The sequence below is a fragment of the Ancylobacter sp. TW_SC_1 genome, assembly GCF_056836805.1.
Genome location: NZ_CM166365.1, coordinates 3,893,499 through 3,919,346, shown reverse-complemented (window position 1 = coordinate 3,919,346; position 25,848 = coordinate 3,893,499). Strand labels below are relative to the sequence as shown.

Sequence of the window (25,848 nt, the reverse complement as noted above, 5' to 3'; positions counted from 1 at the left end):
ATAACGGCGCGGCGAAGGTCGCGATGCTCACCATCGGCAACCGGAGCTGGTCCCTGCCGCTGCGCGCGGGAAGCCTCGGTCCGGACGTTATCGACATCGCCAAGCTGTACGGGGAATCCGGGATCTTCACCTACGATCCCGGCTTCACCTCCACCGCCTCCTGCGAGAGCCAGATCACCTATATCGACGGCGATGCCGGCGAATTGCTCTATCGCGGCTATCCGATCGAGCAGCTCGCCGAGCATGGCGACTTCCTGGAGACCTGCTATCTCCTGCTCAACGGCGAACTGCCGGACGCGCAGCAGAAGGCGAGCTTCGACCGCTCCATCACGCGCCACACGATGGTGCACGAGCAGATGACCCGGTTCTTCCTCGGCTTCCGCCGCGACGCCCATCCCATGGCGGTACTGGTGGCGTCGGCCGGCGCGCTCGCCGCCTTCTATCACGACAGCACCGACATCTCGGATCCCGAGCAGCGCACCACCGCGACGATCCGTGTCATCGCCAAGATATCGACGCTGGCGGCGATGGCCTACAAGTACTCGATCGGTCAGCCTTTCGTGCAGCCGACCAACGGCCTCGACTACGCCTCCGATTTCCTGAAGATGTGCTTCGCGGTGCCGTGCGAGGAGTACCGCACCAACCCGGTCTTCAGCCGCGCCATCGACCGCATCTTCACGCTGCACGCCGATCACGAGCAGAACGCGTCGACCTCCACCGTGCGCCTCGCCGGTTCCTCGGGCGCCAACCCGTTCGCCTGCATCGCCGCCGGCATCGCCTGCCTGTGGGGACCGTCGCATGGCGGGGCCAACGAGGCGGCGCTGAACATGCTGGCCGAGATCGGCAGCCCGGAGAACATCCCGGCCTTCATCGCCCGCGCCAAGGACAAGGACGACCCGTTCCGCCTGATGGGCTTCGGGCACCGCGTCTACAAGAACTACGATCCGCGCGCCAAGATCATGCAGAAGACCTGCCATGAGGTGCTGGCCGAGGCGGGGCTCGGCAACGATCCGTTGTTCGCGGTGGCGCTCGAACTCGAACGGATCGCCCTGGAAGACGCGTATTTCATCGAGCGCAAGCTCTATCCGAACGTCGATTTCTATTCGGGGCTGACGCTGCGCGCGATGGGGTTCCCGAGCACCATGTTCACCGTGCTGTTCGCCGTCGCGCGCACGGCGGGGTGGATCGCCCAGTGGCAGGAGATGATCGAGGATCCCGCGCAGCGCATCAGCCGCCCGCGCCAGCTCTTCACCGGCGTGGCCGCGCGCGACTACGTGCCGACCGCGCGCCGCGCCTGAGAAGCCACGCTCCCGCGCATCGAGGCCGTCGCCACGCCCTGGCGGCGGCCTTTTTCGTTGCCTCCCGCCTGCGGCCGGCGCAGGCCCCGGCAAGCGATAAGCCCCGACAAGAGAAAAGCCCCTGCGCCGGGTGGCGCTGGGGCTTGAGTTTTTCGAGACGCCTGGAGGGGACGGGTGTTCAGCCCTCGGCCGCGCCGCACCAGTCGTGGATGCTCAGCGCCATCACCTTGATCGAGGTGATGTAGTCGTCGATCGACACATACTCGTCGTCCGAGTGCATCACGGCGGTGGAGCCGGGGCCGAAGATGACGGTCGGCGTGTCGGCGTAGAGGTTGAGGAAGCGGGTGTCCGCGGCGCCCTGGCGGCCGCTGATGACCGGCGCCTTGCCGGTGATCTCGGTGTAGGCGTCGCAGACCGTGGTGACGATGGCGTGGTCGCGCGGGATCTCCGAGGCCTGCGCGTCGTAGCCGACGAAACGGACGACCGGCGAGTGGTCCTTCATCCACGGGTCCTCGGCGGCGGCTCTGGCGATGTGGTCGACGAGGCTCTGCTTGACGCCCTCATGGTCCTCGCCCGGCACCGTCCCGATGCTGCCCTTGAGCAGGCAGGTGGCGGGGAAGGCGCTCGGGTAGTTGCCGGCGGAGAAGCTGCCGATGATGCAGGGCAGGGAGTCGAGCGCGCTCGGGTAGAGCGGATGGGAGACGGTCGCCACGCGCCTGGCTTCCAGCTCGTTCACCGCCTGGGTGATCTTGTAGCCGAGCTCGATGCCGCTGACGCCCTGGTAGCGCTGCTGGATGCCCGCCGGCTTGCCCTGGATCTCGATCTCGAACCAGATGCGGCCGATGCAGGCCGGCTGCACCGCGAGGTCGCTGGTCTCGCCGGAAATGCCGGCATCGGCCGTGTAGCCGCGGATGACGGTGTCGAGCGTGCCGTGGCCGCTGACCTCCTCGTCGATGACGACGTTGATGTAGACATCGCCCTTGAGCTTGACGCCGGCCGCCTGCAGGAACTGCACCGCGAGGATATGGCTGGCGACGCCACTCTTCATGTCGCACGAGCCGCGCCCGTAGACGCGCCCATTCTTGATGGCCGCCGACCACGGGTCGTCGCTCCAGCCCTCGCCATTGCCGACGGGGATGACGTCGGTATGGCCGTTCAGCAGCAGCGAGCGGCCGCCGCCGGCGCCCTTCCAGGTGGCGACGATGTTGGGGCGGTTCTCATAGCCGCGGGCGACGGGCCGGTAGCCGGGGTGCTTTTTCAGCTCCTCCCAGTCGGTCTCCCACATGTCGACGTCGAGGCCGATGCCGCTCATGTATTTGGCGAGATAGTCCTGGATGGCGGCCTCGTCCCCGGTGACGCTGGGGATCGAGACCATCTTCTGCAGGAAGGCGATGGCCTTGTCGCGATTGGCGTCGATGACGGACAGGATCTCCTGCCGCGAGACGGTGCTCATGGGAATGTCTCCGTGACGTGAGGAAGGGCGGAGCGGGCGGGCCGCTCCGCCACGCGGCGACGCTCAGAGCGCCTTCAGACGCGGAATGATCTCGCGCGCGATCGTCTCGATCTGGTCCATCTGATACTTGTAGGGAACGAAGATGATCTTCTGGACGCCGGCGTCGATATGCTCCTTCAGCTGGGCGACGCACTCGTCCACCGAGCCCATGATGGCGCTCTCGCGGGTGCAGTCGCTGTGCTCGGGGAAGTCCCATTCCTTGTTCAGCCAGTCCATCATGTCCTCGCGGACGGCGTCCTTGGACGGGCCGACCATGATCGGCAGCTGCGAGGCGTTCATGACCTGGTTCGGATCCTTGCCGGCTTCCTTGGCGAAGCCGAGCACCTTGTCCCAGGACTTCTTGAAGTCTTCGGCGCGGTAGAAATAGGTCAGCCAGCCGTCGCCGGTGGCACCAGCGCGCTTGAGCGCCGCGTCGGCATAGCCGCCGATCAGGATGGGAAGCTGCCTCTGCACGGGCTTCGGATACATCACCGCCTTCGACAGCTTGTAGTTCAGCTGAACGCCGGTCGCCTCGTCCTCGATCTTGTAGTCGCCGGTGACGAGTTCTTCGGTCCACAGGCGGCGCATGATCTCGAGATTCTGGTCCATGATCTTGCCGCGCTTGCCGAAGGGCAGGCTCATGGCGTCGAATTCGCGCTTGTACCAGCCGGCGGCCATGCCCATGACGAGGCGGCCGTTCGACAGCTGGTCCATCGACGAAAGCTGTTTGGCAAGGGCGACCGGATTACGCAGCGGCAGCACCAGAATGCCGGTGCCCATGCGGATCTTGGTGGTGCGGGCGGCGATGCCGGTCAGCGTGGTGAGAGAGTCGATAATCGGGAAGTTCGGGTCGACCCCCAGCAGCATGTGGTCCCAGACCCAAACGGAATCATAGCCGAGTTCCTCGACGCGAACCCCATAGTCAACCAGAGCGCGGGCATCGGGCATGTTCGGGTAGGCGACGAAGTTCCGCGCCGCGATGCCGAACGTCTTGGACAGCATAGTCATTGAATTCCTCCCAGGAATATTTGGCTCAGCCGATGAATGAGCGCTCGGGATCGAGCAGGCGCAGCGTGGCGAGCTCGTTCTCGGTCGGCGGTTCGGTGGTGGCGAGGTGGTCGTCGAAGACGAGGTCGAAGCCGGTGTTGTCCTGCACCTCTTCGCGGGTGACGCCGGGATTGAGGGCGATCACCTTGATGCGCCGTTCGGCATCGTCGAAGGAGAACACCGCCAGCTCGGTGATGACGCGGAACATGCCGCCCATCGGCAGGCCGCTTTCGGCGCGGCTGTTGCCGCCGCGGATGAAGCCGGGGCTGGTGATGAAGTCGACCTTCTCCACGAAGCGGCGCTTCTCGTGCTTCATCGCGACGATCATGTTGGTGAGGCTGGAGATGTCGTTGCCGCCGCCGGTGCCCGGCAGGCGGGTCTTGGGGTGGGCGGAATCGCCGATGAAGGACGAGTTAAGATTGCCGTACTGGTCGATCTGGGCGCCGCCCATGAAGCCGATATCGACATAGCCGCGCTGCAGCAGGAGCAGCACGTCGGCGCTGCCGAGCACCATGTTCGCCCGCTTGGTGCAGCGCTGGTCGTTGGTCGAGGGCGGCAGCTTGCCCGGCTCGACGAAGGCGCCGATCACGCCGCCCTCAAACAGGATGGTGAGGCGGGGGCAGTCGAGGCGCTGGGCGAGGGTCGCGGCGAGCAGCGGGATGCCGACGCCGGCGAAGACGACCTGGCCGTCCCTGAGCTGACGGGCGCTGAGGACCGCCAGTATCTCGGCGGCGGTATAGGTGCTGGTATCAGTCATTGTAGATGCTCCTGCCGCGCCGGCTCGCTTCGAGAACCTCGTCCATGCCGATTAGCGCGAGGTAGTCGTTCCACGACTTCGGCTCGTAGAAGTAACGGTCGAGATAGTCCTGCATCCCGCCGACCGGGTCCTTGTTGACCTGGCTGACATAGCGATCCATGTGCGTGAGCATCGGCTCGTAGAGGCCGAAGCACTCGTGCGGGGCGCTGCCATAGGGAACCTCGACGACCGCATCGACGCAGAAGAACGGGATCTTCGTCTGGTCCGGCGCGCGGCGGATCTGGTCGTTCGAGACGATGCGCTCGGTGGTGAGGATCACCCGGTTGGCCGCCAGGGCGAGATCGATGTCCATGAACTGCAGGCCGTCGATCTGCGCATTGCCATAGGCGTCGCAACGCTGGACGTGGATGAGCGCCACCTCGGGGTTGAGCGCGGGCACCAGCAGCAGCTTCTCGCCGGTGAAGGGACAGTCGATCTCCTTCGCCTCGGGTCGCATGCGGGCAACGTCGGAGCCGAGCATGGAGCGTATGGGCAGGAAGGGAACGCCCATGCCGCCGGCGCGGAAGCGCATGCCGACCGCCATGTGGCTCCACTCGTCGTAGCGGGCCTTGCCGCTTTCGACATTGTGGCGCATCACCTTGGACAGGCCCCACAGGATGCCCTGGGCGAACCAGCTCGTTTCGATGTGATCGCTGATCCCCGAGCCGAACAGCAGGTCGCCGTCGGTCGAGATGATGCTGCGCGAGCAGGACAGATTCTTGCGGCGGTCGCGGATCAGCTGCCAGATCAGCGCCATGGGCGTGCGCGACATGGTCGAGCCGCCGATGCCGACCGTGTCGCCGTCGCGCACGAAGGCGGTGGCCTCCTCCAGCGACATGACTTTTTCACGAAGACTACGGTCGCGCTTTGACAGTTTTTCGCGCAACTGGACATAAGGCTCGACGCCGGTCGTCATTGTGGGCTGTCTCCTCCGGACGTGTTTTTTCGCGTCTGCTCAGTCGAGGTCTGGCAGAGCATTGAATTCATCGATCAGGCGGTCCCAGTGATCGCGCTGGTCGTGGATCTCATCCCAGAATTGCTGGTGTTTTCTCTGCTCGAACTGGTCGAGCGGAATGCCCTGCTGCTCGACCCAGGTGTAGTAGCCGAGGTTGAAGATCCGCCGCCGGTCCGGCAGGCTCAGCTCCAGCACCGCGTCGGGGGCGGCGCCGGCGATGAACTCGCCGAACACGGCGCCGGCATCGACCTCGTCGAAGCCGTTGGGATAGTGCCGCGCGGCGTGCCGCGCGCCTTCGGTGCGGTACATGGCGGCGCTGTCGGTGGCGACGGTCATCACCACGTCGTCGGCGCCGTAGCGCATGTACTTGGCGAGCTTGATCGCCGCGACGATGTTCGCGATGCCGGAAATGCCGATCTCGTCGAGATGGGCGAGAAGCTCCGGGTCGACCTGACGGCGCCGGGCCAGATAGTCGCGCCCGGCCGGGGCGCCGAACATCACGTTGAGATGGTCGCTCGCGCGGTCGGAGACGGCGATGACGACATCCGTGTTCATCACGTTGTGGATGAGCGGAATGTGCTTGTCGCCGATGCCCTGGATGTTGTGCTCGCCATAGCCGTTTTCGAGCAGGGTCGGGCATTCGAGCGCCTCGACGGCGGCGATGCGGGTGCCGTGTTGCGCCTTGAGATGGTCGCCGGCGGCGATGGTGCCGGCCGAGCCGGTCGCCGAGACGAAGGCGGACAGGCGCAGTCCGGCATGGCTCCGGCGCAGATGGGCGAAGACATGGTCGCACGCCGCGCCGGTGCAGGCGCGGTGCGCCATGTAGTTGGTGAAGGCCGAGAACTGGTTGAGGATGACGTTCTCGTCGTGCCGCGCCAGTTCGTGGCAGGCGTCGTAGATTTCCTTGACGTTGCTCTCGGTGCCCGGCGTGCGGACGATGTCCGAGGGCGAGCCGACCCAGCGCTCCAGCCATTCGAAGCGCTCGCGGCTCATGCCCTCCGGCAGCACGGCGATGCCGGTGCAGCCGAGGATGCGCGAGACGGCGACACCGCCACGGCAGTAATTGCCGGTCGAGGGCCACACCGCCCGGTGGTAGGTCGGATCGAACGCCCCGGTGACGAGTGCGCCGACGAGGCCGGCATAGGCCGGCAGCACCTTGTGGGCGCCGATCATCGGGAAGCGGCAGCCGAGCATCACCACGATGGTGGCGTCGACCCCGGTGAGCGCCTTGGGCAGCACGACATGGCCGGGAATCTCCACCCGGCTGCGGCGGTCGGCGCTATTGTACCAGTGGATGCGCCACAGGTTCGCCGGATCGGGCGCGTCCGGGTCGATCGTCGCCAGCCGCGCGGCGATGTCATCGGGAATCGTCTGGGGATCGGTGAGCTCGCGGAAGGTCGGCAGCCTCATGCCACGCGCCCTGGCCTGGCGGACGGCGCGGCGGCGGCCTTCCGAATTCATCGCGCAGGGCTGCGTCGCCGGGTCGGCCATCGTTCGGGAACCTCGTGAAGGAAGCGGTTTGCTTCGATATCTATCATACTAACATTAGTATGATAGATACTTACCTTGCGCGTCAGGCGCTGTCAAAGGCCCACGATGCGGCTCAGTGGGCGGAGAGGCTTTCCAGGCGCGGCAGGGCGTCTTCCATGGCGACGGAACGCGCGGCGGCGCTCGCGAAGGCGCGTTCGCGCAGCACAGCCGGCGCGTCCTGGTAGACGGTGTTGCGCTGGCGCGGCGTGCGGCCGGCGGCGCGGATGGTGGCTTCCATCATCTGCGGCGTCATTTCCTGGCCATGGCTGGCCCCGGCCGAGCGCGAGATGGTCTCGTCCATCAGCGTGCCGCCGAGATCGTTGACGCCGGCGGACAGGCACAGGCGCACGCCCTCCGGTCCCATCTTCACCCACGATGCCTGGATGTTGGTGATGTGCGGGTGCAGCACCAACCGCGCCACCGCATGCATCAGCAGGGTCTCGCGGAAGGTCGGCCCCCGGCGCGAGCGGCCCTTGAGATAGATCGGCGCTTCCATGTGCACGAAGGGCAGGGGGACGAATTCGGTGAAGCCGCCGGTCTCGATCTGCAGGTCGCGGATGCGGATGAGATGGCGCGCCCAGTGCGTGTAGCGGTCGATATGGCCGAACATGATGGTCGCGGTGGAGCGGAAGCCGATCCGGTGCGCGGTGCGCATCACGTCCAGCCATTCATCCGTGTTGATCTTGTCGGCGCATAGCTCGGCGCGGACCTCGTCGTCGAGGATTTCCGCCGCTGTTCCGGGCAGCGTGCCGAGCCCCGCCTGCTTGAGCCGGACGAGGAAGTCGGCGACCTCGATGCCGAGCGTCCTGGCGCCCTGATGGATCTCCAGCGGCGAGAAGGCGTGCATGTGCATGCCGGGGACGGCCGCCTTCACAGCGGCGCAGAGTTCGAGATATTTCTGCCCGGTATAGGAGGGGTGGATGCCGCCCTGCATGCAGACTTCCGAGGCGCCGCGCTCCCACGCCTCGCGCACGCGCCCGGCGACCTCCTCCATGGCGAGGTCGTAGGGGCGCCCGCGCAGGTTCTCGCTGAGCTTGCCCTTCGAGAAGGCGCAGAACTGGCACTTGAAGTAGCAGATGTTGGTGTAGTTGATGTTGCGCGTGACGACATAGCTGACGACGTCGCCATTCACCCGGCGGCGCAGATCGTCCGCCGCCCGGCACACCACCGCGAGGTCGTCGCCGCGCGCCCTGAACAGGCTCACAATATCGGCCTCGCGGGCCGGCGCGCCCGCTTCGAGCCGTGCCAGCACGGACTGGATGCGCGCGCCCGGCCTGGCGACGAAGGACGGCGCCAGCCGCGCGGCCTCGGCCTCCGGCGGGCGTCCGGTGTCGCCGGGGCACCATTCGTCCGTGCGCGGCCATCCGTCGGCGTCGATGCGGTCGAGCAGGGCCGTGCGCAGGGACGCGTCGACCCAGCGCCGGGGATGGGCGGCATGGGCGGGATAGATGGCGAGGCGTTCGGTCAGCACCTTGCCGGTCGCCCGCGTCGCGGCGTCGAGCACGCGCAGATGCGGCCACGGCGCCTCCGGGTTCACATGGTCCGGCGTCACCGGCGACACGCCGCCCCAATCGTTGATACCGGCCGCGACGAGACGGTTCAGCGCGCCGGGGCTGAGATTGGGCGGCGCCTGGATGTTCATCTCCGGGTCGAACAGCAGCCGCGCCACGGCAATGGTCCACAGATGCTCGTCGAGCGAGGGCGCCTCGACGTCGGCCATCCGCGTTCCCGGCTTCGGCCGGAAGTTCTGGACGATGATCTCCTGGATGTGCCCGTGCGCGTCGTTGAGGTCGCGCAGCGCCAGCAGCGAGGCGATGCGTTCGGCGCGGGTCTCGCCGATGCCGATGAGAATGCCGGTGGTGAACGGCACCGCCTGCTCGCCGGCGAGCCGGATCGTTTCCAGCCGCGCGGCGGGAGCCTTGTCCGGCGAGCCGAAATGCGGGCCGCCCCGGGCGCAGAGCCGCTCGGACGCGCTCTCCAGCATGATGCCCTGCGAGATCGACACCTTGCGCAGCAGGGCGATGTCGTCGGCGGTCAGCAGGCCGGGATTCACATGCGGAAGCAGGCCGGTCTCGCGGAAGACAGCCTCCGCCATCTCGGCGAGGTAGGAGAGCGTCGTGGGGTGTCCGAGCCGGTCAAGTTCCTCGCGGGCGACGCGGTAGCGCAGCTCCGGCTTGTCGCCGAGGGTGAACAGCGCCTCCTTGCAGCCGGCCTCCTTGCCCGCGCGGGCGATGGCGAGAACCTCGTCGCGGGTCAGGAAGGCCTTGATGCCCTTCTTCGGCGCGTGCGCGAAGGTGCAGTAATGGCAGACGTCCCGGCAGAGCTGGGTCAGCGGGATGAACACCTTGCGGGAATAGGACACGGTTCGCCCGTGAAAGGCGTCGCGCCGCCGCCCGGCCACCTCGATCAGTGCGGCGAGGTCGTCCATCCCGGCGGTGGCATGGGCTTCATCGGGCATCAGGCGGGAACCGTCGGCGAGGCGCTCCAGAAAAACATGGCGGGTCATGTCGTCAACGGCTCCTCGTTCGGCAGGGACCAGCCCCGCGACGGTGTCGGCGCAAGCGGGGCGAACCGGTTGATCAGGGCGCGGCTGCGCGGGGCGCCCTCGGCCGGACCGGCAAGGTCGCCCGCGACGTCGATGTCGCGGCCGAGGCCCTGCAGCCGGATCACGGCGGGGTCGATTCCGCAGCTGCGCGCCGCGGCGAGATGGCGGGAGAAGCTGCCCGTTCCGAAGGCCGGGGCGATGGGCAGGGGCAGGGCGCCGGCCAGCAGGTTGGTGCCGCCGTCGCGCGCCGCCGGCACCAGAACGAGCGGCCTGGCCGTCATGGCGTCGACCACCTCGCCGATCTCGGCGCGGGTGATGAACGGCACGTCGCCGGGCACGATCATTGCGCCCTTCTGGCGGTGGCGCTGCAGCACGCGCAGGCCCTGGCAGACGGCGGCGTTGGTGCCCTGATCGAGCCCATCCGGCCGCACCACGGCGCCGTAGTCGCGCACGAGTTCGGCGGCGGCGGGGTCGCTGGTGATCACGAGGATGCCGGCGAGATCGTCGGAGCCCGCCAGCGCCGCCAGCACGTCGTGCAGCATGGCGCGCGCCAGAGCGGCGCGCTCGTCCGGCGCCATCACCGGCGCGAGGCGCCGCTTCGCCTGGGCGAACGCCTTCACCGGCACGACGGCCCAGGGCCGGAGTCTCGCAACATGTGCCGTCATCGCTCCGCCCGCCGTGTCGATGTCCCCGCCGCCACCAGCCGCTCGCAGAAGCCGAGCGTCTCGCGCGCCAGCCTCTCGCTGTCCGCTCCGGTCTTCATCAGCGTCGGGGTGAGGTGAACGGGCAGGGCGATCTGCGCGCTCTCGGCACCGTCGCCGGCGTCCATCACCAGCCCGTCGATCAGGCCGTGATAGTGCTGGGCGATCGCCGGGGAGCTCGGCGCGAGGCCGAGTTCGGTCATGATCTTGGCGGTCGGCCCCTTCACCGCCGCTCCGCCGATGATCGGCGACACGGCGACGACCGGCACGCCCGTCGCCCGGATGGCCGCCAGCAGCGGCGGCACGGACAGGATGGGGTCGATGCTGAGATAGGGGTTCGAAGGGCAGATGATGATGGCCCGCAGTTCCGGCGCCTTCAGCGCGCGCGCCACACCATCGGTCAGGCGGGCGATGCGCGCCCCGGCATAATGCAGCCCGTGCAGCGTCGGCTGGCACTGGCGTTCGACGAAATAACGCTGGAACGCCAGCCGTCCCTCGGAGGTATCGACCTCGGTGGACACCGCGTCGTCGGTCATCGGCAGGATCGCCGAGGCGATGCCGAGCCGGCGGGCGATCCGCGCGCTCACGCGGCTCAGCGTGTCGCCCTCGCTCAGAAGCCGCGTGCGTTCGACATGGAGCGCGAGATCCTTGTCGCCCAGCCGGAACCAGGTTTCTCCGCCGAGGCCGGCGAGCGCATCCATGAACGACCAGGTCTCGCCCGCGCGCCCCCATCCGCGTTCCTCGTCGCTGAGGCCGGCGAGCTTGTAGAGCACGCTGTCGAGATCAGGGCAGATGCGCAGGCCCAGATGTTCGAAATCGTCGCCCGTGTTCACCACGACGGAGAGCGACGGCCCGAGCACGCGCGACAGGCCGAGCGCCAGCTTGGCGCCGCCGACGCCGCCGGAGAGGGCGACATAGGTGCCGGGGAAAGGAGTGGCGCTCATCGGAACATGTCCCGTTCGCGGGGGCGGATGAGGGCGGTGGCCGGACGCGCGGGACCCGGCCGCCGCAGGCCGCGGACCAGCACGAGGGGAATCCCCTCGTCGGCCTGGCCCATGAGCAGCGAGGCGGCGGCGGCGATCTCGTCGGCGATGGCGATCTCCGTCACCTGCATCCGCCGCCCGAACAGATCGGGCGCGCCGACGCGGTCGACCAGCGCGGCGACGCCCGCCGCCCCGAGCGCGACGCCGACGACGCCGTTGCGCCACGGACGGCCGAAGCTGTCATTGATGACGACGCCGACGTCGACGCCGAACGCGGCGTCGAGCCGCTCCTTGAGCGCGGCGGCGGAGGCATCAGGATTCTCGGGCAGCAGCAGGACGCGGTGCGTGCCCTCGGGATGGGAGATGTTGGATTCGTCGATTCCGGCGTTCGCCATCACGAAACCGAGCCTATGGGCGACGATGAGGACGTACTTGCCCTCCCGGACGACCTCGTCCGACTGCGACAGCACGGCCTCAACATGACGGGGATCCTTGCCCGTGCGGGCGGCGATCTCCCGCGCGCGGGGCGAGGGTTCCAAGCCGTCGAGGTCGAGATAGCGGCCTTCGGCCTTCGACACGATCTTCTGCGCCAGGACGAGGATGTCGCCCGTCTGCAGTTCGAGCTGGCAGCCGCGCAGCGCATCCTCGACCAGCCCGGCAAGGTCGTCTCCCGGCTCGACGAGCGGGATCCCCGGTATCGGGAAATAGGAGACGGGCTGCACGGCAGTGGCGAGGGACATGGCGGGCCGGACGCGTCAGGAAATCTCGAGGCCGGTGATCCGGATGCCGGCACCGGGGACCTTGTAGCGGCGGTTGATGCCGATCAGCACGGAGGTCAGCGCCTCGGCGGCGGCGGAATTGGCCAGCACGCCGCCATCGACGCCGCGCGTGGCCACGGCATTGGCGAGCCCGATCACCGTCTCGCGCGCGTCCTTGTCGTTGCCGAAGACCAGCACGTCGCAATCGGCACGCCCGCCGGAATGAAGCTTCGTCGCCCCGACATTGTGGAAGGCCGAGACGACCCGCACGCCCTCGCCGAGCAGGTTCTGGGCGATCTGCGCCGCCGAACCCTCGGCGGGGAGCTGAACGGTCGAGACCTTGGGCGGCACGAGCGGAACGGCGGCGTCGACGACAATCTTGCCCTGCACCGCGTCGCGGACTTCCAGCAGCGTCGCCTCATGGCTGGCGAAGGGCACGGCCAGCACGACGACATCGGCCTGGCGGGCGGCGTCGGCATTGCCCGCGCCGTGCACATTACCTTCCATCTCGCCGGCGGCTGCCTGCGCCTTCTCCGCCGAGCGGGAGCCGATCACCACCGTGTAGCCGGCACGGGCCCAGGCCTTGGCGAGCCCCGAGCCGAGGTCGCCGGTGCCGCCGAGAATTCCGATCGTCGTATTGCCAGGCATTTCGCTTCCCATTGTTGAAACGGCATCCGTCGCGCGGCTGCCAGCGGAGAGGCGGGCGCCGCGGAGCCAGCGCCTCGACCGCTTGATTACTGAAGAATCTATCATACTAAAAATAGGATGATAGAGGGATTTGTCGCCTACCGCGCGGAATCCGCTGGCGGGAGAGGCGTCCTAGCGGCCGAAAAGCTTGTTCCAGAAGGCCTTCAGCCGTTCGGCGATCACCGAGAAGACGAGCGAGGCGGCATTCAGCTCGGAGACCATGGCCGGTGCCTCGGCGGCACCGCCGCTCCGTGCGTGGTTGAGGTTGGCTTCCAGATTCTGCACGAAGGCCGCGATCAGCCGTCCGGCGATGTCCTGCACCAGCCCGGAACGGCCGAACTGCGCCAGCATGCCGGTCAGCGTGTAGCCGATGCTGACATCCACGCGCGTCGCCCGCCCGTCATCCTCGGGCGCGAGGGCATAGGTGATGAGGCCCCGCGTGGCGGAATTGCTGCGGGTGTCGCGCCCCGCGCCGAGGATGCGTCCCGTGCGGGCAGCGTCGTCGCGGGAGATGTCGGCGACGCCTTGGAACTCGGCGGTGATTGGGCCGACCTTCACGCGAATCTGTCCTTCGACATGCGTGTCGGACGGGGTGCCGGTGAGCGAGGCGCCCGGCAGGCAGTGGGCGACCGCGCCGACATTGCCGAAGAAATCCCAGACCTTGTCGGGTGGATGGGCGACGGTAAAATCCTTGCCAAAGGTGATCTGCGGCTTCCAGTCCGGATCGAACGCGACGGCCTCGCGTGTCGCCGGCGCCCGGGCAGGGCTGGCTTTGGCGGGCGCCACGGCGCGCGCCGTGGAAGCGTGCGCACCGGTCGCGGCGGCGTGTCCGGAGCCGACCGGGCCGAGCGTGCTGCGGGCGTTCCGCCCGTCGGCTTGGCCGGCCTCCCGGCGCTCGGCGATCACCGCCAGCACCGCCCGCACGATGCCGACATAGCCGGTGCAGCGGCACAGATTGCCGCTCATCGCGACGCGCACCTCGTTCTCGCTCGCCTCCGGCATGCGCAGCACGACGTCGCGGGCGGACACCATCATGCCCGGGGTGCAGAAGCCGCATTGCAGGGCATGCTCGCGCCGGAAGGCGGCACGCAGCTGAATCGCCACCTCGTCCTCGTCGAGCCCCTCGATGGTGGTGACATCGGCGTTCTCGCAGGCCACCGCATAGGTGATGCAGGAGCGCGCCGGCTCGCCGTCGACGATGAGGGTGCAGGCGCCACAGACGCCATGCTCGCAGCCGAGATGCGTACCGGTGAGATTGTGCGTCTCGCGCAGGAAATCGGCGAGATGGGTGCGCGGCTCGGCCTCGGCGGTGAGCGGACGGCCGTTTACGTTGAGAGTGACGAGGGTCATGCCGCTTCTGCCTGTTGGACGGCGCGTCGCAGGGCGACGACATGGGTGCGCCGGTCGATCGGGTCCTGCATGCCGGAGGCCTCGATGACCCCGGCGGCGGCCTCGGCGTCGAAGCGCGCGGTCGTGAAATCATGCGGCGTGCCGCCAAACAGCGCGCGCGCGTCGTCGAGCACGATGGGGCGGCTCTCCGTCGCCCCGATCACGGCGCGGCACAGGTCGCGGTCGGGATCGAACAGGACCGCGCCGATGGCGTGGGCGAACTCGCCGGTCTTGCGGCAGCTCTTGTAGTAGCCCCAACGGGTGCGGGGGCCGCAGCGCGGGATGCGGACGGCCTCCAGTATCTCGCCGGCACGCAGGTCGGCGGACAGGGCGCCGAGCATGTAGTCCTGCACCCGCACGTCGCGCGCGCCCTCCGGTCCGCGCAGCACGACGCTGGCGCCGACCGCCGACAGGATGGAGATCCAGTCGGCCGAGGGGTCGGCATGGGTGAGGCTGCCGCCGACCGTGCCGCGGTTGCGGACGGCGCGATAGGCGATGCCCCGCGCGACCGACGGCAGCGCGCCGGCAGTGACGTCGGGCACCCGGCGATCCTCGAAATCGGCATGGGTGACGCACGCTCCCACGACGATCTCGTCGGCGCGCTCCTCGATGCGCCGCAGGGCGGGGATGGCGGAGATGTCGACCAGGAGATCGGGCTGGACGAGCCGCATGTTGAGCATCGGGCCGAGCGACTGCCCGCCGGCCATCAGCTTGACGGTCAGGCTGTCGTCCCGGACGAGCGCGATGGCGGCGTCGAGATCGGCCGGCCGCGCATAGTCGAAACGGACCGGCTTCATAACGCATGACTCCGTTGGTCCGCCGCCTGGATGGCTTCGAGAATCCGGCGCGGGGTGATGGGCGCGCGCAGCATCTCGACGCCGAGGCCGCGCAGCGCGTCGTTGATGGCGTTGCCGATGGCGGCCGGCGGCGCGATGGCGCCACCTTCGCCGATGCCCTTGACGCCGAACTCGGTGTAGGGCGCGAGCCACTCCATATGGTCGAGGCGCGGCTCGGGCACTTCGGTCGGGCCGGGCAGCAGATAATCGGCGAAGGTGGAGGCGAGCGGCTGGCCGGCGGCGTCGAACGGCATTTCCTCATAGAGCGCCGTGCCGATGCCCTGGGCGAGGCCGCCATAGATCTGGCCGTCCACCACCATGGGATTGATCAGCTTTCCGCCGTCCTCGACGATGACGTAGTCGAGAATCTCGACATCGCCCATCTCCGGGTCGACGGCGACGACGACGACATGGGCGGCGTAGCTGAAGGTGCCGCTGTCGCGCACCGGCTTGTAGCCGATGGTCACTTCCAGCCCGCGCGGATCGACGTCGGCCGGCAGGTCCTGCGGGCGACGGTACCAGGTATGGGCGATCTCGTTGAGGCTGATCGAGCCGTTCGGCGCCACGGCGTGCCCGTCGCGGATCACCACGTCGGCGGGATCGGCCTGCAGCAGATGGGCGCCGATGCGTGCGGCCAGCGAGGCCAGCTCGCGCGCGGCGGTGGCCACCGCGCCGCCGGCCATCACAGCGCAGCGCGAGCCCCAGCTGCCCGTCGAGAAGGGCGTGTACTCGGTATCGCCATGCACCAGCCTGATGCGCGCGGTGTCGATGCCGAGAATCTCGTGGGCGACCTGCGGCAGCGTCGTCTCCATGCTCTGGCCGTGCGAATGCACGCCGACGCGCAGCTCCAGCCCGCCATCGGGCGTCATGCGCGCGGTGGCCTGCTCGTGCCCGGGCACCATGGGGATGCCCCAGCCGGCATAGACCGAGGTGCCGTGCGCGCCCTGCTCGCAATAGATCGAGTGGCCGATGCCGATCCGCCGGCCGTCCGCCTCGCCGCGCGCCTGCCGGGCGCGGAGCGCGGGCAGGTCGACGCGCGCCATGGCGCGCCGCAGCGCCTCGGGATAGTCGCCGCTGTCGAAGTGCTTGCGGGTGATGTTGTCGAACGGCATCTGGTCGGGCCGCACCAGGTTCTTCAGGCGGAACTCGTGTGGTTCCATGCCGATCTCGCGGGCCAGCGCGTCGAGCACCAGTTCGAGCGCGAAGCACACGCCGGTGCGGGCGACGCCGCGATAGGGCAGGATCGGGCACTTGTTGGTCGCCACCGACCAGGTGCGGCAGCGATAGGACGGGAAGTCGTACGGGCCCGGCAGGATGCTCGCCACCTGTGCCGCTTCGAGGCAGGCGGAGAAGGGGTAGGAGGAATAGGCGCCGGAATCGACCGTGGCCTCGCAGTCGATGCCGAGCAGGTTGCCCTCGCGGTCGGCATAGCCGGTGATCAGATAATGGTGCTCGCGGCAATTGGCGCCGGCGGTGAGGTGCTCGCGTCGATCCTCGATCCAGCGCACCGGATGACCGCAGCGCATGGCCAGCCAGCCCAGGCAGATGTCCTCGGGCAGCAGGATGCCCTTGTAGCCGAAGCCGCCGCCGACATCCGGCGAGACGATGCGGATCTGGCCCTGCTCGATGCCGAGGCATTCGGCGAGGCCCTGCCGCACGATGTGCGGCATCTGGCTGCCGGTGTAGAGGACGAGCTGCTCCATCCGGCTGTCCCACAGCGCCACCGTGCCGCGCCCTTCGATCGGCGCCATGCTCTGGCGCGCGGTGGAGATTTCGCGCGTCACCTTGACCGGGGAGTACAGCGCCGCCTCGATGTTGACCTCGACCTGGGTCTCCAGGAAGACGTTGTCGCCCCAGTGCTCGTGCAGCAGGGGCGAGCCCGGCCTGCGGGCCGCCAGCATGTCGTGGACGGCGGGAAGTTCCTCAAGGTCGAGTTCGACCTCCGCCGCGATGTCCTCGGCCTGGGCGCGAGTGTCGGCCACGCACATGGCGAGCAGCTCGCCGACCTGGCGCACCTTGTCGACGGCGAGCACCGGCTGGTCGGACGGCTTGAAGCCGGGAAGGCCCGAGACGGCGCGGATCGGCCTGACGCCGGTCAGCGACGCGGCGGTGAAGACGCTGCCCGCACGATGGGCGGGGACATGGACGCCGCGGACATGGGCGTGGGCGAGCGGGCTGCGCACGAACGCCACGTCCTTCATGCCGGCGAGGCGTATGTCCCCGACATATTGTCCACGCCCGCGCAGGAAGCGCTCGTCCTCCTTGCGGAGAAGGCGTGCGCCAACGCCTTGGTCTGTCATTCCCGCCCTCGTTTATTCGTGTCGACCGATCTTTCCCTTGGCCGGGCAAGCCTGCGCAAGGGATGGAGGATCAGACGGTTAGGTTCATATCATACTATTTTTAGTATGATAGCAATATGCTAGATTGCGGAGCATTGGCAACCGCTTGCAAGGGCGGGCCGATGCCACGGCGCCGCGCGGTGGCCGGCAGGGCGTGCCCATGCCCGGTGCGGTCCCGCGCTCCGCCTGACCTCATTGGGGAGAATGCACATGCAGATCAACATCAACGCCGACATCGGCGAAAGCTATGGCAGGTTCCGCATTGGCAATGACGCCGAACTTATGCCGCTCATCGGCTCGGCCAACGTCGCCTGCGGCATGCATGCCGGCGATCCCACCATCATGGTGGCGACGTTGCAGAGCGCGCTCGCCAATGGGGTCTCCGTCGGCGCGCATCCCGGCTTCAACGATGTCTGGGGCTTCGGCCGCCGGCAGATCCGCATGAGCGCGACGGATCTCGAATATCTCGTCACCTACCAGATCGGCGCGCTTCAGGCGCTCGCCCGGGCGGTGGGCATCGCCGTCACCCATGTGAAGCCGCACGGCGCTTTGAACAACATGGCGCATGACGACGAAGCCTATGCGATGGCGATCGGGCGGGGAATCCGCGCCGCCGACCGCGAGTTGATCTATGTCGCCAATGTCGGCTCGCAAATGGCCAAGGCGGGCGCGCGCCTCGGGCTGCGCGTGGCCAACGAGGCCTATGTCGACCGGCCCTATGACGACACCGGCAGGATGCTGCCGCGCGAAGACGAGGATGCGGTGATCCGCGATCCCGCCCGCGCCGCCGAACAGGTGATGCGCATCCTGCAGGAAGGCGCGCTCGTCACCCGATCCGGAAAGCGCATTCCCGCCGAGGTGCATTCCTTCTGCATTCATGGCGACGAGCCGACGGCGGTGCCGGTCATGAAGGCGGTCCGCGCCGCGCTGCAGGCGGCGGGCATCGAAATCGTTCCGCTGCCTGTGCTGCTGGGATGATCGAGGCCGGCGCCGTTTTGCGTCCGGCGAACCAGGGGTGTTCTATCTGGTCAGCCCCGGCGCACCGCGTCGAGATGGCGGGTGAAGTCCGGCTCGGCCATCAGCCGCTTGCAGCGCTCGAAGCGGTTTACCGCATAGGCCCAGAAATCGTCGACCGGATTGCCGTTGGCGTGCTGGATCAGGCCCCACAGCGTCCACAACAGGTCGCACATCGCCTTGTAGAGCACCATGCGGCCGTGGTCGGCCGCGCCCGCCGGCCCGCCGAAATAGGCGGCGAGCAGCGCCTCGTCCTGCGCCGCGTCGAAGCCGGCCTCGACCGAGACGTCGCCGAGGTCCCACATCGGATCGTTCATACCGGAATATTCCCAGTCGACGATCCACATGCGCGCGCCGGTGTCGATGAAGTTCTCGCACAGCGGGTCGCAATGGCAGGGTACCAGCGGCCATTCGCGCGCGGCGAGCGCCTCGCGCACCGCGCCGGCTTCCGCCACCACGTCGTGATAGCCCGCGGGAAGCGGCGCGCCGAGCCTCGACAGCACGCCGAGATACTCGTCGATCATGGCGAACAGCTCGAAGCGGAAGGCGAAGGTCTCGCCGCTCGCATGCAGGCGCCTGAGCGCCGCCCCGGCCCGCTCGACCGCGCCCGGGAAGGCGCGGAAGCCTTCTGGGCTCATGGTCGTCGCGCCGTCGACGAAACGCGAGAGCATCAGGCCGCTCGCGTCGGTCGAAAGCACTTCAGGGGCGACGCCGGCGGCGGCGGCGGCGCGCGCGTTGATCGCTTCGACCCCGCGGTCGATATAGGCCTCGGTGCCGGCGCCCGGCAGCCGCAGGCAATAGACCTCGCCGTCGGTCTCGACGCGATAGACGAGATTGGTGAGCCCGCCCAGCCGCGCGAGCGTCGCGCCGGAAAGGTCGCGTCCGGCGAAGAGGGGGAGGGAGGCGAGCGCCGCCCGGGCCTGCTGCTCGCTCACCGCCGTCTCCCTCAATGGCCGATGTGATAGTAGGTTTCGAGGACGTGCTGCGCCTTGCGCCGTGCCTCGTCCCAGTCGACGCCGCCCGCAAAGCGGTCGGGCGACAGGCTTTTCACATAGGGCGAGGGCTCCTTCTCGGTCAGCGCCTCGACCACATGGCGCCCGATTCCGGCTGAACCCGAGACGCCGTGGGCGTTGCAGCCGGCTGCGGCGATGAATCCGGGGACCGCTGCGCTCTCGCCGATGATGAAGCGACCGTCCGGGGTGAAGGTCGGCCAGCCGGTGAAGACGTGGCGGATCGGCTGGTCGCACAGCGCGCCGCCGAAGGGGCGGAACGCCTCCATGAAGTTCGCCAGCACCGGCCAGTCCTCGGCGATGGCGGGCAGGCGCTCGCCCAGCCCATAGCTGCGCGGGTCGAGCGACATCGCCTCCGGCTCCCAGCCGCCGATCAGCAGCGAATTGACGTCGGCGCGGGCATAGAGCGTGCCGTCCGGCATGCGCAGGACCGGAAAATCCGGGCGAATCCAATCGGTTGGCGTGGTGATCATGTAATGGTGGCGCACCGGGATCACCGGCAGGTCGAGGCCGACGAGGCGCCCGACATGATAGCCATGGGCGCCGGCGGCGTTGATCGCCATGGCGCAGGCGATCTCCTCGCCCTCCTGCGTGACGACACCGGCGACGCGGCCGTTCTCCAGCCGGATGCCGGAAACGCCGGCGCTGGTCTTGAACCGCACGCCGAGCTTTCGCGCCTCGTGCTGGTAGGAAGCGACGAGATCGGCCGGTTGCAGATAGCCGTCGGTCGGGCAGTGGAGCACTGCAAGCGCTGCTGCAAAATCAAGCTGCGGCCACAGCTTCGTCGCAGCTGCGGCGTCGAGCAGCTCGACCTCGAGCCCGGCCTCCTTCGCCACCGCCATCATGTGGCGGAATTCGGCGACGCGCGCCTCGGTCTGGGCGAGGCGCAGGCTGCCGGTCTGCCGCCAGCTCGGCTTCATCTCCGACTCGCGCTCCAGCCGGGCGAAGGTGGCGACCGACCACATGGCGAGCCTGGTGCGCTCGAGGGAAGAGCGTACCTGCCCGACGAGGCCCGCCGCCTGCGGGCTGGTGACGGCGCAGAGCGAGGATTCCCGCTCCAGCAGAAGAATGTCCCGGAAGCCCGCCTCGGCGAGCTGGAGGGCGACGCCGGTGCCGACGGCACCGCCGCCGATGATGACGATGTGCGCCGACGTGCTCACGCTTTCACCTTGATCATTTTGGGGTCGTAGAGGGGGGCGAGGGAGACGGTCGCCGGCACCCGGAGGCCGGCGACCTCCAGCTCGTAGCGGCCGGACAGCACATAGTCGGCGTCGACCCCGCCGGGGTCGCGGACATAGCCGTAGCCGATGGGCCTGCCGAGCGTGTAGCCATAGCCGCCGCTGGACAGCCAGCCGGCGCGGCGCCCATCGCGGAAGATGGTCTCGCGCCCCAGCAGGACGACATCGGGATCGTCCACCGTGAAGGCCGCGAGCAGGCGCGGCAGGGGCCGGGCCCGCTGCGCTTCCAGCGCCTCGCGGCCGAGGAAGGGCTGGTTCGACCTGAGCTTCACCGCCCAGCCGAGGCCGGCGACCAGCGGCGAGTGATCCGGCCCGATCTCCGCGCCCCAGGCGCGGTAGCCCTTTTCCAGCCGCAGCGTCTCGATGGCGCGGTAGCCGGCGAGCGCGAGGCCGTGCGGCCGGCCCGCCTCGACCAGGGCGTCGAACACCGTCGCGGCGAATTCCGCCGGCAGGTGCAGTTCCCAGCCGAGCTCGCCGACATAGGTCACGCGCAGCGCGGTCACCGGCGCACCGGCGACGCTGATCCGCTTCACCCGGGCGAAGGGAAAGCCTTCGTTCGATATGTCGTCATCCGTCAGCGCGCCGAGGATGTCGCGCGCTCTCGGGCCGAACAGCGACAGCACCGCGTTGGACGAGGTGACGTCGACCAGCCGCGCGTCCATCCCCGCGGGGATGTTGCGGGCGATCCAGTCGAAATCATGCGTGGCGAAGCCGGTACCGGTGACGATGTAGTAGCGGTCCGGCGCGAGACGGGCGACGGTGAGGTCGCATTCGATGCCGCCCTTCGCGTTGAGGAGCTGGGTGTAGATGAGCGCGCCCGGCGGCTTCGCCACGTCATTGGCGCAGATCCACGACAGCGCCGCCTCGGCATCGGCCCCGACCAGCTCGAACTTGGCGAAGGAGGTCTGGTCGAACAGCACCGCGCGTTCGCGGCAGGCGGCGTGCTCGCGCCCGACCGCGGCGAACCAGTTCGGCCGCTCGAAGGAATAGCGGTCGCGCGGCTCTTCCCCCTCTCCCGCGAACCAGTTGGCGCGCTCCCAGCCGAGCTTCTCGCCGAACACCGCGCCGGCCGCCTTCAGCCGGTCGTAGAGCGGCGAGCGGCGCAGCGGGCGCCCGCTCGCATGTTCCTCGGAAGGCCACGCCATGGTGTAGTGCTTGGCATAGGCTTCCAGCGTGCGGGTGCGCACCCAGCCCTCGTCGCGGTGGTTGGCGCCGAAGCGGCGGATGTCGACCGGCCACAGATCATAGGGCGGCTCGCCCCTCGCCACCCATTCGGCGAGCGCCATGCCGGCGCCGCCGCCCGAGGCGATGCCGAAGGCGTTGAAGCCGGCGCCGACGAAGACGCCCTTCACCTCCGGCGCCTCGCCGAGGATGAAATTGCCGTCCGGCGTGAAGCTCTCCGGGCCGTTGATGAGCTGGCGCACGCCGGCCGTCTCCAACGCCGGCACGCGGCCGAGCATGAGGTCCATCAGCGGCTCGAAATGCTCCCAGTTCTCCTGCAGCAGCGAGAAGTGGAAGCCGTCGGGAACGCCCTTCTGCGCCCAGGGGATGGGGTTGGGCTCGTAGCCGCCGGCGACCAGCCCGCCGACCTCCTCCTTGTAATAGGTCAGACGGTCGGGATCGCGCAGGGTCGGCAGATTGCGCGGCACGCCGGCGATCGGCTCCGTGACCATGTACTGGTGCTGCACCGCGACGAGGGGGATGTTCACCCCCGCCAGCGCGCCGAGCGCCCGCGACCACATGCCGGCGCAGATCACCACCTTGTCGCAGGCGATGCGGCCCCGCGTGGTGACGACGGCCTTCACCCGGCCGTTCTCCACCTCGATGGCGTCGACGCCGACCTCCTCGGCGATGGTGACGCCGGCCATGCGCGCGCCCTTGGCCAGCGCCTGGGTGATGTCCGAGGGGTTGGCCTGCCCGTCGGTGGGCAGGAAGGCGGCGCCGACCACGTCGTCGACGGTCATCAGCGGCCACAGCTCCTGCGCCTCCTTCGGGGTGAGGAGCTGCATGTCGAGGCCGAAGCTCTTGGCGGTGGTGGCCTGACGTTTCACCTCGGTCCAGCGGTCGGCATTGCAGGCGAGGCGCAGGCCGCCATTCATCTTCCAGCCGGTGGCGAGGCCGGTCTCGGCTTCCAGCCGCTTGTAGAGCGCGACGGATTCGCCGAGCAGCTGGGTGATGTTGGCGCTGGTGCGCAACTGGCCGACGAGGCCGGCCGCGTGCCAGGTGGAGCCGGAGGTCAGCTTGTTGCGCTCCAGCAGGATGACGTCGGTCCAGCCCATCTTGCCGAGGTGATAGGCGGTGGAACAGCCGACGATGCCGCCGCCGATGACGACGACGCGGGCGGAGGAGGGGAGATCATTGGCACTCATCGGCGGTCCATTTCGTTGAACGCGGCAAGCTGGTTGAAGGCATCAAAGGCGGCCTCGAACCGCGCGAGGTTGTCCTGGGTGTAGGCGCGGTAGTCGAAGTCGATGCTGGAATGGACTTCCGAGACCATGCTCCACATCGCCTCGCGCAGCAGCGAGGCGGTCAGCATGGCCTGGAAGGAGCGGCGCAGCGCATCGTCCGGCGGCGCGCCGAAATAGAGTGCGAGCGCGCGCTCGGTCTCGGCGGGGCTGAAGCCGTTATTGGAGGCGAGGCCGCCGAGATCGAACAGCGGCGAGTTGAAGCCGGCATAGTCCCAGTCGATCAGCCAGAGCCGCGTGCCGTCGTCGAGGAAGTTGGCCGGCAGCAGGTCGTTATGGCCGAAGACCAGATCGACCGGGCCGACCGCGCGCCGGAGCCGCTCGGCGATGGAGAGCAGGCGCGGCAGCTCGCCCCTGAGCCGGAAGCCGGCGGCCTCCAGCCGGTGGGCGTAGTCGCGCACGACATGGAACACCCAGAAGGCCGGGGCGCCGCCGCGCAGGTGAAGCTGCACGCCCTCATGCGCCCGCTTCACCAGCGCCACCGCGCGGTCGAGATCGGCGCGCACGTCCTCGGCCGCGTAGGTCCGGCCCTCGATGTAGTCGAGCACCAGGATGCCCGGCTCGGCGTGGCGCACGGCGGGGGAGACGCCGGCGGCATGGGCGGCGCGGCTGGCGGCGAGCTCGGCGGCGCGCGAGATGCCGTGCTCGGGAATGTCCGCGCCGACCCGCACCACATAGCGCCGGCCGGCGTCTTGCACGAGGAAGTTGGTGTTGGTGATGCCGCCGGCGAGCGGCACGGGGTCGACCTTGCCCTGCCAGAGCAAGAGGTTGCGCACCTTGTCGAGCGTGTCGGTCATGCCAGGCCGAGCCTCCGCTTGAGCCGCTGCGCGCAGGCGGAGATCAGCCGGTCGGCGACCATGGCGATGAGGGCGACGCACAGCCCCGCCACCACGCCGCGCCCGACATCGGCCTTGGCCAGCGCCGAATAGACCTCCTGGCCGAGGTCGCGCGTGCCGACCAGCGCGGTGATGACCAGCATGGACAGCGCCAGCATGATGGTCTGGTTCACCCCGAGCAGGATGTCGGGCAGGGCGAGCGGCAGCTTGATGCGGGTGAGCAATTGCCGGCGCGTGCAGCCATTGGCGATGCCGGCCTCGACGAGCGGCGCCGGCACGCCGCGCAGGCCATGCGCGGTGTAGCGGATCGCCGGGGCGATGGCGTAGAGCACGATGGCGATCATGGCGGTGAAGTCGCCGACGCGGAACAGCATCACGATGGGGATCAGGTAGACGAAGGAGGGCAGGGTCTGGAGCGTGTCGATGACCACCTCCACCACCCGCCACAGGCGCGGGCTCGCCGCCGAGGCGATGCCGATCGGCACGCCGAGCGCCACCGCGATCAGCACCGAGACGCCGCACAGATAGAGCGTCAGCGCCGCGTATTCCCACAGGCCGACGAAGACGATGAACAGCACGCCCGCGAGCGCGCCGAGGGCGAGGCGCGGGCCGCCGCTGCGCCAGCCGGCGAGGCCCGCCACCAAGGCCACCCACGGCCAGGGCAGGGCGAGCGCGAAGCGCTTCACCGGCACCAGCAGGTTGAGCAGGACGAAGGTCTTGAACGCGTCGAGCGCGTCGAAGAAGGTGATGTTGATCCAGCGCACCAGCTCGTCCCACCAGGACGCGGTGGAGACGTGCAGGCTCTCGGGGAACACCGCCAGCGCCGGCACCAGCCACGCGGCGAGCCACAGCGCCGCGCCGGTGCCGAGCACGGCGGTCCAGTAGGCGCGGGCGCCGGTCTCGCCATGGTGCCGGCCGCGCTCGCTGCGCCGGGCCATGGCCTGCGCCAGCCGGTCGAGCAGCACGGCGAGCACGGTGATGGCGAGGCCGGCCTCGATGCCGGCGCCGATGGCGAGGCGGCGCAGCGCGGCCAGCACGTCGTAGCCGAGCCCGCCGGCGCCGATCATCGAGGCGATGATCACCATGTTGAGGGTGAGCAGGATGACCTGGTTGACGCCGAGCATGAGCGCGGGCCTGGCGGTCGGCACCAGCACCTTCCAGGTGAACTGGCGCCGCGTGCAGCCGCTCATGCGGGCGAGCGCGACGAGTTCCTCCGGCACCGCGCGGAACGCCGCCGCCGCCACGCGCACCATGGGCGGCAGGGCGTAGAGGATGGTGGCGATCATCGCCGAGACCGGGCCGAAGCCGAACAGGAACAGGATCGGCACGAGATAGGCGAAGATCGGCACGGTCTGGGCGAGGTCGAGCAGCGGCGTGATCGCCTTCTCGACCCGCGCCGAGCGGTAGCAGGCGATGCCGACGAGCAACCCGCCGAGCACCGCCAGCGGCGCGGCGACGACGACCGAGGCCAGCGTCACCATGGCGCTCGCCCATTGGCCGAACACCAGGAGGTAGCCGAGTCCGGCGGCCATCAACACGGCCAGCCGCCAGCCGCCGGCCCGCGCGGCGCCGGCGACCGCGAGCAGCAGGACGGCGAACCAGGGCAGGGGCGGGAACCACTGCACCGCCTGCGAGCCCTGCCCGGTGGTGACGCCGGCCACCAGCAGCGCCCGCGCCAGCGCCAGCGGCCAGTCGAGCAGCCAGGAGAAGGCGCGGGTGAGGTCGAGGAAGCTGACCGGGCCGAGCGCGGCGTCCTCCACCAACCATTTCATGAAGGCCGAGACCTCGGCGGCGACCGGCAGCTTCCAGCCGGCCGGCAGCTTCCAGAACCAGCCCGGCAGCGCCGAGGTCGGCAGCATCACCAGAAGGAGGGTGATCGCGCCGACGGCCGGCCACAGCAGCGCGCTCGCGCGCGGCCGCGCGGGCGCA

Annotated in this window: 20 protein-coding genes; 2 read left to right on the top strand and 18 right to left on the bottom strand. The window is 69.0% G+C overall.

Translation table 11 applies throughout. The annotated features are described in order from the left end of the window. Nucleotides 1–23: 23 nt before the first annotated feature. Nucleotides 24–1,298 (top strand): citrate synthase, encoded by a 1,275-nt coding sequence (gltA, locus tag AC1PZ7_RS18450; RefSeq protein WP_482359676.1) that lies wholly within the window; start codon nt 24–26, stop codon nt 1,296–1,298. A 178-nt stretch (nt 1,299–1,476) separates the two neighbouring features. Here the strand turns inward: gltA and AC1PZ7_RS18445 are convergent, their stop codons facing one another. The 13 genes from AC1PZ7_RS18445 to AC1PZ7_RS18385 form a co-directional block, all read right to left on the bottom strand. Continuing rightward, nucleotides 1,477–2,751 (bottom strand): ArgE/DapE family deacylase, encoded by a 1,275-nt coding sequence (locus tag AC1PZ7_RS18445; protein WP_482356642.1) that lies wholly within the window; start codon nt 2,749–2,751, stop codon nt 1,477–1,479. 63 nt (nt 2,752–2,814) lie between these two features. Next, on the bottom strand, nt 2,815–3,798 hold the full coding sequence (locus tag AC1PZ7_RS18440; protein WP_482356641.1) for an LLM class flavin-dependent oxidoreductase: 984 nt from the start codon (nt 3,796–3,798) through the stop codon (nt 2,815–2,817). Nucleotides 3,799–3,823: 25 nt separating this feature from the next. Then, nucleotides 3,824–4,594: a CoA-transferase subunit beta gene (locus AC1PZ7_RS18435; RefSeq protein WP_482356640.1), complete on the bottom strand. Its 771-nt coding sequence runs from the start codon at nt 4,592–4,594 to the stop codon at nt 3,824–3,826. Beyond that, complete coding sequence (locus tag AC1PZ7_RS18430) at nt 4,587–5,549, bottom strand: CoA transferase subunit A (RefSeq protein WP_482356639.1); 963 nt, start codon at nt 5,547–5,549, stop codon at nt 4,587–4,589. The genes AC1PZ7_RS18435 and AC1PZ7_RS18430 overlap by 8 nt, the downstream gene beginning before the upstream one ends. 39 nt (nt 5,550–5,588) lie before the next feature. Next, nucleotides 5,589–6,998 carry a pyridoxal-phosphate dependent enzyme gene (locus tag AC1PZ7_RS18425; RefSeq protein ID WP_482356638.1) on the bottom strand — a complete coding sequence of 470 codons (1,410 nt, stop codon included), beginning with the start codon at nt 6,996–6,998 and terminating at the stop codon, nt 5,589–5,591. Between the two features lie 193 nt (nt 6,999–7,191). Further along, complete coding sequence (cofH, locus tag AC1PZ7_RS18420; RefSeq protein ID WP_482356637.1) at nt 7,192–9,624, bottom strand: 5-amino-6-(D-ribitylamino)uracil--L-tyrosine 4-hydroxyphenyl transferase CofH; 2,433 nt, start codon at nt 9,622–9,624, stop codon at nt 7,192–7,194. Beyond that, on the bottom strand, nt 9,621–10,328 hold the full coding sequence (gene cofC, locus AC1PZ7_RS18415; RefSeq protein ID WP_482356636.1) for a 2-phospho-L-lactate guanylyltransferase: 708 nt from the start codon (nt 10,326–10,328) through the stop codon (nt 9,621–9,623). Before cofC ends, cofH begins: the two co-directional genes overlap by 4 nt. Further along, on the bottom strand, nt 10,325–11,308 hold the full coding sequence (gene cofD, locus AC1PZ7_RS18410) for a 2-phospho-L-lactate transferase (protein WP_482356635.1): 984 nt from the start codon (nt 11,306–11,308) through the stop codon (nt 10,325–10,327). The genes cofC and cofD overlap by 4 nt, the downstream gene beginning before the upstream one ends. After that, a complete protein-coding gene (gene cofE, locus AC1PZ7_RS18405) occupies nt 11,305–12,087 on the bottom strand; it encodes a coenzyme F420-0:L-glutamate ligase (protein WP_482356634.1) in 783 nt (260 codons plus the stop codon). Before cofE ends, cofD begins: the two co-directional genes overlap by 4 nt. 15 nt (nt 12,088–12,102) lie before the next feature. Further along, nucleotides 12,103–12,753 carry an NADPH-dependent F420 reductase gene (gene npdG, locus AC1PZ7_RS18400; RefSeq protein WP_482356633.1) on the bottom strand — a complete coding sequence of 217 codons (651 nt, stop codon included), beginning with the start codon at nt 12,751–12,753 and terminating at the stop codon, nt 12,103–12,105. Nucleotides 12,754–12,924: 171 nt separating this feature from the next. Next, on the bottom strand, nt 12,925–14,142 hold the full coding sequence (locus AC1PZ7_RS18395) for a xanthine dehydrogenase family Fe-S subunit (RefSeq protein WP_482356632.1): 1,218 nt from the start codon (nt 14,140–14,142) through the stop codon (nt 12,925–12,927). Then, on the bottom strand, nt 14,139–14,978 hold the full coding sequence (locus tag AC1PZ7_RS18390) for an FAD binding domain-containing protein (RefSeq protein ID WP_482356631.1): 840 nt from the start codon (nt 14,976–14,978) through the stop codon (nt 14,139–14,141). The genes AC1PZ7_RS18395 and AC1PZ7_RS18390 overlap by 4 nt, the downstream gene beginning before the upstream one ends. Continuing rightward, nucleotides 14,975–17,317, bottom strand: coding sequence for a xanthine dehydrogenase family protein molybdopterin-binding subunit (locus AC1PZ7_RS18385; protein ID WP_482356630.1), 2,343 nt, complete (start codon nt 17,315–17,317; stop codon nt 14,975–14,977). Before AC1PZ7_RS18385 ends, AC1PZ7_RS18390 begins: the two co-directional genes overlap by 4 nt. A 249-nt stretch (nt 17,318–17,566) precedes the next feature. Between AC1PZ7_RS18385 and AC1PZ7_RS18380 the strand changes: the two genes are divergently transcribed. Further along, nucleotides 17,567–18,334, top strand: coding sequence for a LamB/YcsF family protein (locus AC1PZ7_RS18380; protein ID WP_482356629.1), 768 nt, complete (start codon nt 17,567–17,569; stop codon nt 18,332–18,334). Nucleotides 18,335–18,384: 50 nt separating this feature from the next. On the opposite strand, the gene AC1PZ7_RS18375 is transcribed toward AC1PZ7_RS18380, so the two are convergent. The 5 genes from AC1PZ7_RS18375 to AC1PZ7_RS18355 are packed head-to-tail and all read right to left on the bottom strand — an operon-like array spanning nt 18,385 to nt 25,778. Continuing rightward, nucleotides 18,385–19,305, bottom strand: coding sequence for a choline/ethanolamine kinase family protein (locus AC1PZ7_RS18375; protein ID WP_482356628.1), 921 nt, complete (start codon nt 19,303–19,305; stop codon nt 18,385–18,387). Between the two features lie 11 nt (nt 19,306–19,316). Next, nucleotides 19,317–20,540, bottom strand: coding sequence for an NAD(P)/FAD-dependent oxidoreductase (locus AC1PZ7_RS18370; RefSeq protein WP_482356627.1), 1,224 nt, complete (start codon nt 20,538–20,540; stop codon nt 19,317–19,319). Next, entirely contained in the window at nt 20,537–22,987 is a 2,451-nt protein-coding gene (locus tag AC1PZ7_RS18365; protein ID WP_482356626.1) for a GcvT family protein, read from the bottom strand. Before AC1PZ7_RS18365 ends, AC1PZ7_RS18370 begins: the two co-directional genes overlap by 4 nt. Then, nucleotides 22,984–23,880: a phosphotransferase gene (locus AC1PZ7_RS18360; protein ID WP_482356625.1), complete on the bottom strand. Its 897-nt coding sequence runs from the start codon at nt 23,878–23,880 to the stop codon at nt 22,984–22,986. Before AC1PZ7_RS18360 ends, AC1PZ7_RS18365 begins: the two co-directional genes overlap by 4 nt. Beyond that, a complete protein-coding gene (locus AC1PZ7_RS18355; RefSeq protein WP_482359675.1) occupies nt 23,877–25,778 on the bottom strand; it encodes an ABC transporter permease in 1,902 nt (633 codons plus the stop codon). The genes AC1PZ7_RS18360 and AC1PZ7_RS18355 overlap by 4 nt, the downstream gene beginning before the upstream one ends. Nucleotides 25,779–25,848: the final 70 nt, after the last annotated feature.

What these genes read in the sequence shown, in the direction of transcription:
- gltA (WP_482359676.1), top strand. Translation starts at nt 24, where the DNA reads ATGCTCACCATCGGCAACCGGAGCTGGTCCCTGCCGCTGCGCGCGGGA.
- AC1PZ7_RS18445 (WP_482356642.1), bottom strand. Translation starts at nt 2,751, where the DNA reads ATGAGCACCGTCTCGCGGCAGGAGATCCTGTCCGTCATCGACGCCAAT.
- AC1PZ7_RS18440 (WP_482356641.1), bottom strand. Translation starts at nt 3,798, where the DNA reads ATGACTATGCTGTCCAAGACGTTCGGCATCGCGGCGCGGAACTTCGTC.
- AC1PZ7_RS18435 (WP_482356640.1), bottom strand. Translation starts at nt 4,594, where the DNA reads ATGACTGATACCAGCACCTATACCGCCGCCGAGATACTGGCGGTCCTC.
- AC1PZ7_RS18430 (WP_482356639.1), bottom strand. Translation starts at nt 5,549, where the DNA reads ATGACGACCGGCGTCGAGCCTTATGTCCAGTTGCGCGAAAAACTGTCA.
- AC1PZ7_RS18425 (WP_482356638.1), bottom strand. Translation starts at nt 6,998, where the DNA reads ATGAGGCTGCCGACCTTCCGCGAGCTCACCGATCCCCAGACGATTCCC.
- cofH (WP_482356637.1), bottom strand. Translation starts at nt 9,624, where the DNA reads ATGACCCGCCATGTTTTTCTGGAGCGCCTCGCCGACGGTTCCCGCCTG.
- cofC (WP_482356636.1), bottom strand. Translation starts at nt 10,328, where the DNA reads ATGACGGCACATGTTGCGAGACTCCGGCCCTGGGCCGTCGTGCCGGTG.
- cofD (WP_482356635.1), bottom strand. Translation starts at nt 11,308, where the DNA reads ATGAGCGCCACTCCTTTCCCCGGCACCTATGTCGCCCTCTCCGGCGGC.
- cofE (WP_482356634.1), bottom strand. Translation starts at nt 12,087, where the DNA reads ATGTCCCTCGCCACTGCCGTGCAGCCCGTCTCCTATTTCCCGATACCG.
- npdG (WP_482356633.1), bottom strand. Translation starts at nt 12,753, where the DNA reads ATGCCTGGCAATACGACGATCGGAATTCTCGGCGGCACCGGCGACCTC.
- AC1PZ7_RS18395 (WP_482356632.1), bottom strand. Translation starts at nt 14,142, where the DNA reads ATGACCCTCGTCACTCTCAACGTAAACGGCCGTCCGCTCACCGCCGAG.
- AC1PZ7_RS18390 (WP_482356631.1), bottom strand. Translation starts at nt 14,978, where the DNA reads ATGAAGCCGGTCCGTTTCGACTATGCGCGGCCGGCCGATCTCGACGCC.
- AC1PZ7_RS18385 (WP_482356630.1), bottom strand. Translation starts at nt 17,317, where the DNA reads ATGACAGACCAAGGCGTTGGCGCACGCCTTCTCCGCAAGGAGGACGAG.
- AC1PZ7_RS18380 (WP_482356629.1), top strand. Translation starts at nt 17,567, where the DNA reads ATGCAGATCAACATCAACGCCGACATCGGCGAAAGCTATGGCAGGTTC.
- AC1PZ7_RS18365 (WP_482356626.1), bottom strand. Translation starts at nt 22,987, where the DNA reads ATGAGTGCCAATGATCTCCCCTCCTCCGCCCGCGTCGTCGTCATCGGC.
- AC1PZ7_RS18360 (WP_482356625.1), bottom strand. Translation starts at nt 23,880, where the DNA reads ATGACCGACACGCTCGACAAGGTGCGCAACCTCTTGCTCTGGCAGGGC.
- AC1PZ7_RS18355 (WP_482359675.1), bottom strand. Translation starts at nt 25,778, where the DNA reads ATGCTGCCGACCTCGGCGCTGCCGGGCTGGTTCTGGAAGCTGCCGGCC.